We start from the raw sequence: 3,794 nt of genomic DNA on the forward strand, positions 1-3,794 counted from the left end.
TTCAGAGCCACCCCCGCCTAGTGTGAGTTCACGAGCAATCGTGTCGATCGACTTGCCGAGAGCCCGACATCCCTGGGGCTGCTTGGTCAACTGGCCGGCCGCAATCCGTGCGAGCCGGCTATTCGTTGTAAGAGCTTGGATCCTAGCGCGAGATTCGAACGATTGCGAGTTTTTGAGTCAACGATATCAATGTCTTAATCGTGAAGAGAGTTCGCTGCCAGCACCTCTTCCTCTTCAATTAAGCAGAATTGCGAACCACTGCGCTGGAGCCCACTCAAATTTGTTCCAGCCGGCAATATCTTTCCTGACGCATATTGTGGCCGGCTGTATCCAGGCACCGGACATCCAATCCCGCTCGCGAAAGAGCACAGGCGCTCGCAAGAACATGGAATTCTCGTCTTCAAGTAGAGGATCTGCTATGCTGTTTCTTCCGCAATCAACCAATTGGTGAGTCTGGCCGCCTGCAGCAAAGTACGGCACTCGTGATTATTGCTTGTTAGGCCGGCTTGCCGTTAGCTTTGGGAAAGACGCTGGAGGCCCTAGTTGCTTATCGAGACTAAACTCCGCCCTCCGGAATTGCGCGTCAGCCTAATAGAGAGGCCCGAACTCGAACGGCAACTTGAGCAAGTGGGCAGTGCCAAGCTGACGGTGATTTCCGCCGGCGCCGGCTTCGGCAAGAGCACGCTGCTCAGCCAGTGGGCACGGCGCCTGCAGGCGCGCGGTGGCTTGTGCGGATGGATCTCACTCGATTCAGGCGAGAACGAGTTGAGCCGTTTCATCGAGTATCTTGTCGCCGCGTTGCAGTATGCCGAGGCGTCGGTCGCGCGGGACGTGCCGGCCCTGCTGCAGTCGAGCCCAGTTCTCCCTGTGGATTCGATCATGACCATGCTGGTCAACGATCTTGCCCGCCTGGTGCAGGACGTCGTGCTGATCCTGGACGATGCCCATGTGCTCACGGCGGCCCCGATTCAGGGCTTCCTCGATGCCCTGCTGACCTATGCGCCGCCTAACTTTCACCTGCTGCTCGCCACGCGCGGGGAAATTCCCATCAAGGTCGCCAATATGCGCGTGCGCGGGCAGATGGTGCGGATCGACGACACACGGCTGCGTTTCTCGCTGAGTGAGACGCGGGCCTTCCTGAACCAGTCGCACGGGCTTGGGCTCTCGGATGCGAACGTCGCCTCGCTGCAGCACCGCACCGAAGGCTGGATTGCCGCGCTGCAGCTTGCAGCCCTCTCTCTTGAAAACCGCCCGGACCGGGAGAGTTTTATCTGCTCCTTCTCCGGCACCGACCGTGAGATCGCTGACTTCTTGATACAGGACGTGCTGCAGCGCCTGCCCGAGACGATGATCGACTTCCTGCTTAAGACTTCAGTGCTCGGCCGCATGTGCGGCTCCCTGGTGCAGGAAGTGACGGGGTCGGCCGATGCGGCGGCCAAGCTGGCAGCGGCGGAGCAGACCAATCTCTTCGTCATCTGTCTCGACCAGGGCCGCGTCTGGTACCGTTATCATCACTTGTTTCAGGAGTTGCTTCAGTCGCTGCTGCGGGCGCGCTATGCTGCGCTCGAGGTGGAATTGCACCGGCGCGCCGCGCGCTGGCTTTCTTCGCAGGGGCTGACGAGCGATGCCGTTCACCATGCTCTGGCGGCGGGCGACATGCAGCACGCTGTGCATTTGGTGGAAGAGTGCTGCATGCCGCTCGTCCGCGAGGGCCACATCACCAGACTGCGCGCCTGGCTGAACAGACTGCCGGCGGACGTCGTGGCCGGGCGCCCGCGCCTTCAACTCGCCCAGGTGTGGGTTCTGTTCCACATGAGCCAGGCGCTGCCGGCAGCGGCCATCCTGAAGTCGGCGCGAGACACCATAGCGGGGGCCGAGCGCGACGGTCGGCTCAGTTCGAGTGATCAGGTAGAGTTCCGCTCCGAGCTCAAGGCGCTCACTGCGGGCGTCATCAGCGCCGCCGACCGATCGCTTACGGCGGCGCGGCTCGCTCAACGCTGGCTCGTCGGCTTCCCAGAGGGGCAGGCTTTCTCATGCGGCACGCTGGGCAACATCCTGGGCTTCTGCCTCTATTCGCTGGGCGATCTCGAGGGCGCCAGGCTCGCCTGCCTCAGGGCGCGGGACAGTCATGCCCAGGCCCAGGCGGTATTCGGCGTCGTCTACTCGGACCTTATTCTCGGCCTAGCCGAACAGGCGGCAGGAAAGCTGATGGCAGCGCATGAGTATTTCTCCCGCGCCATTCGCCATGCGCGGGCCACGCTCGGGCAGGGATCCTATCCCGAAGCGATGGTGGGGATCTTCGTCGTCGAACTGCTCTACGAGTGGGACGACATCGCCGGTGCCGAGCAGCTTCTGCAGGAGCACCGCCAGATCATCGAGGAATGCGGTCTCGTGGTGCATGAGATGGCTTGCAAGCTCAACGTCGCCAAGCTCGCCGCATGCCGCGGCCGCGGCGACGAGGCTCTGGCTGTTCTCGAACGTGCGGAGCGGCAGGGGCTTGCCACCCGCTACCGCCGGCTCTTCGCTGCGGCGCTGCATGAGCGCGTGCGGCTGCTGCTGGAACGGGGCGATGCCGCGTCGGCCAGGTTGGCCCTCCGGGGCCGCGGCATCGACGAAGCGTGGCTCACCTCGCCCTTTGCCCAGCGCCCCGCCTGCGAGCCGGAGCATATCGCCGTGGCGCGCGTGCTGATCGCCGAGGGTAAGCCCGAAGCGGCTCTGCGCGTCCTGGAGCGGCTGGCGGAACGGCTGCGCCGCGATGGGCGCCTCCACCGCTTCGCGCAAGTTCGGGCTGTGGCCGCCGTTGCCGCGCAGCACGCCGGCGATGCGCTCTCTGCTCTTGCGGCTGTGGTCGATGCTGTGTCGCTCTGCGCGCCCCAGCAAGCGGTGCGCATGCTGCGGGACGAGGGTGCGCCGCTGCTGGACGTTCTTGCCTTCGCGCGCGAGCGCATCCCGTCGTGGAAGTCGGGAGGCGAGACGGGCAAGTTCGTCGACCGCCTCCTGACGGGCCGCCAGCATCCGGCGCGCGAGGAGATGTCCGGCGCCAGGAAGGCGCGCCGCCAGCAACTGAGCCAGCGCGAGGCGGAACTGGCGCGCCTTCTCTCACAGGGCTACAGCAACCGCCAGCTGGCAGACGCGCTCGCCATGGCGCCCGACACCGTGAAGTGGCACCTCAAGAACATCTTCGGAAAACTGGGCGTCGCCAACCGGACCCAGGCCGTGCTGTGCCTGCAAGAGCTGGGGATCGGGCAGGCTACGGCAACCGACATGCTTAGACCCGCAGCCTTACCCGAAAGGGTGGTATGATGTGCCACTCCTTACCCGAACGGGGCGGGACAAGCCGGACTGACGCCGCTACCCTCGCCGAGAATTGAGGGGGGATGCCGCGACATGACCACCGGTTTCGTCTTTCACGAGCTCTACATGTGGCACAACACTTGGAACTGGGCGCAGGTCTTTGCCCCAAGCCTTACCGTGCAGCCCGGCGAGCACGCAGAGAACCCGGAAACCAAGCGCCGGTTCCGTAATCTCGTCGAGGTCTCGGGCTTGCTTGATTCGCTCGTCATGGTGAAGGCGCGCTACGCCAGCGAGGATGAACTGACCCGCGTCCACACCCGCGCCCACATCGACCGCATCAAGGCCATGAGCGCGGAGAACGGCGGTGACGCCTCCCAGCTCACGCCCTTCGGCAAGGGCAGCTTCGAGATCGCCCAGCTCGCCGCCGGCGGCAGCATGGCCGCCTGCGACGCGGTGATCGAGGGCCGCGCGGCCCAGGCGCTGGTGATGCTCCGCCGCGT

The 3,794-nt window shown here is 64.6% G+C and carries 1 protein-coding gene and 1 pseudogene; both read left to right on the forward strand.

What is annotated here, in order from left to right:
- Positions 1-543 precede the first annotated feature (543 nt).
- Entirely contained in the window at positions 544-3,303 is a 2,760-nt protein-coding gene (locus WCJ41_RS20540) for a LuxR C-terminal-related transcriptional regulator (RefSeq protein WP_336907699.1), read from the forward strand.
- An 84-nt stretch (positions 3,304-3,387) separates the two neighbouring features.
- Positions 3,388-3,794: pseudogene (locus WCJ41_RS20545) on the forward strand (class II histone deacetylase); the annotation flags it as partial.

The organism is Aestuariivirga sp., assembly GCF_037139295.1.
GTDB lineage: Bacteria > Pseudomonadota > Alphaproteobacteria > Rhizobiales > Aestuariivirgaceae > Aestuariivirga.